The organism is Pseudomonas sp. PDM16, assembly GCF_014851865.1.
Taxonomy (GTDB): Bacteria; Pseudomonadota; Gammaproteobacteria; order Pseudomonadales; family Pseudomonadaceae; genus Aquipseudomonas.
Genome location: NZ_JACVAM010000017.1, coordinates 1 through 2,553, shown reverse-complemented (window position 1 = coordinate 2,553; position 2,553 = coordinate 1). Strand labels below are relative to the sequence as shown.

At 66.3% G+C, this 2,553-nt stretch carries 1 pseudogene; it reads right to left on the bottom strand.

Going from position 1 to position 2,553, the window contains the following annotated elements:
• Positions 1-2,553, bottom strand: a pseudogene (locus IB234_RS23750) (RHS repeat protein); the annotation flags it as partial.

Genomic DNA, 2,553 nt, shown 5'->3' with positions numbered 1-2,553 from the left:
GTGTGAGCAGCGGGTTGAAGTCGGGGTTGTCCAGGTTGGCCTGCACGTAGGCGGACCACTCATCCTCGCTCCAGGTAGTCTGCTTGAGCCGTACCTCTTGCCGCTGGGCTTCCTCGGGTTGCATCAGGTTGTGGGCCGGGTCGAAGGCGAACACTTCGCTGGCCTGGGGGGCCTGGGCGCTGAGCAGGCGTCCCAGGGCGTCGTAGCCGTAGCGGGTCGTGCCGTTGCGGCGATCGTCGATGCCCAGCAGCTGCCCGGCCAAGTCGTACTGGAAGCGGCGGGCGATGCGCTGGCCCTGACTCGGCTCGCTTGTATCGAGCCCTGGACCAACCTGGGGATTGGCGGCCTGCCGCTGTAGGCTGGCCTGGCTGCGCAGCAGGCGGCCCAGCGGATCGAGCTCGAAGTGCGTATACAAGGCACCTTGGGTACGGCCCGTTTCGCGGTGCAGGGCGTCGCGCTCGAAATCGCAGATCATTTCGAAGTCGAGGTTGATCTGGTGGACGTGACCGCTGCCGTAGGTCAGGGTGTTGAGCTGACGGCCATCGGGCAACGTGGTGGTTTCCCGGTTGCCCAGCAGGTCGTAGGCGTGGCTCAGCTCGCTGCGTTGTCCGCCCCGGCTGTAGAGCACCTCGCGGGCCAGCTGGCCGGCTTGGTTGTAGAACAGCTCCACCCGGGCCTGGCGATTGCGGGCACAGACCAGTTGACCGGCGGCATCGTAGTGGTAGCGGCTGTGGGCAAACTGGGGGCTGCCATCGGTCCCCGGCTTGTAGCTGAACTTGTCCAGCAGGCGGCCCATGGCGTCGCGCTGGTAGCGGGTGCGTAGCAGCGCCCCTGTGCCGCTACCGAGATGAGCACTGCCCGCCGGCACGCCATCAACACTTTCCAGCAGTTGCCCGGTGGCACCGTAGCGATAGTCGATGCGGCGCCCGTCGAAGCCCTGTTCGGCCACCAGCCGATCCAGCGCATCCCAGGCGAAGCGGTAGATGGCGTTGTTCTCGTTGTGCAGACGGGCCAGACGGCCATGCACGTCGTATTCGTAGCGCAGGCTGTGACCGAGGGGATCGATGCGCTGCAGCGGCCGGCCTTCGGTATCCAGCTGATAGCGCGTCACCCGACCCAGCGGGTCGTGGTGGGCGATGAGGCGACCCAGTGGGTCGTAGGCGAAGCGCTCGATGGCACCATCGGCGTGGCGGATGCTGTTCAGCCGGTCGCGGCGGTTGATGCGCGCATAGCCGTACTGGGTGTTGTGGCCCAAGGCGTCAGTCACGCTGGCCAGGCGGCCTTGGGCGTCGTAGCTGTACTGGGTGCGATTGCCGGAGCAGTCGGTGTAGGCCAGCAGGTGACCCTGGACATCGTGCTCCAGACGCTTGTGACCACCGCGCGCATCGATGATGGTCGTGGGCAGGCCACGCCCGTCCAGCCGGTACTCGGTAACCGCGCCGTTGGGCTCGGTAACGGCGATCAGGTTGCCGCGTTCGTCGTAGCGGTAATGGGTGGTGCGTCCCAAGGGATCGGTGACGGCCACCGGCTTGCGCCAGCACTCGTGCCAGCGCAGCTGGTAACGTGCACCGTCAGGTTGAGTGACACTGAGCAGGTTGCCGCGAGCGTCGTGCTGATGGCGGGTGACCCGTCCGGCCGGGTCGGTAAGAGTGATCAGGTTGCCATAGACGTCCCGCTCGTACCGGGTCTCGCCACCCGACGCGTCGACCAGACCGATCAGGTTCTTGTCCTTGTCGTACAAGAAACGCTCTTCTCGCCCACTGGCGTCGGTGACGTGGGTGCAGCCGGCAACCTCGTCGTAGTCGAAGACCCAGAACTGCCCCAGCGCCGTGGAGCTGCGCAACACACGCCCCTTGGGATCGAGCTGGTTCCACTGGTAGCGCGCGATCAGCCCGCCCGGCTCGGTGTGCTCGACCATCATGTGGTTGCGCCAGGCGAAGGTGCGGCCGAGCTGGCCGTCGCCATCGCGGACCTCGATCAGGTCGCCTTCGCTGCTGTAGCGGTACTCGACCAGCCACTGCTGCTGTTCGCGCGGGTAGTGGCCTCTTTCGTCGGCCCCGCCAAGCAGCTCCACCACATGGGTCAGGCGCGGTTCAGCGCGGGTACGGTCAAAGATGAAGCCCATGCGCCGACCGCTGCTGGTGTCGAGGTGTCGCGGCAGCCCATCGTCGCTGTAATGCAGGCGCAGATGATTGTGGTTGGGGTCGATCATCCCCAGCAGGTAGAGGGTCTGGGCCTGCGGCGGCAGGTTGCCACGTGCATCCGGTGTGCGTTCGGGCAGCGGCTCTTCACCTCGCGCAGCTCGGCTGGCCAGGAGTTGTTGCCAGGCCTCGGTTTCGCGCAACTCTCGCTGCGCCTCCTGCTCCTCGACTTCGCGCAGACGGGCCTGGTCGAGCGGCCCCAGGCCGAAGATCAGGCGCAGGCCATCCGGGCCGATCAATTCGTACTGGTTGCGCTGGTTACGCTGCAGGGTGGTGTGTTCGTACTTGGAGAAGAACCGTTCGCCCACCGTCAGCACCGGGAAGCGGGTCCGGCGCCCCTGCATGTCGATGA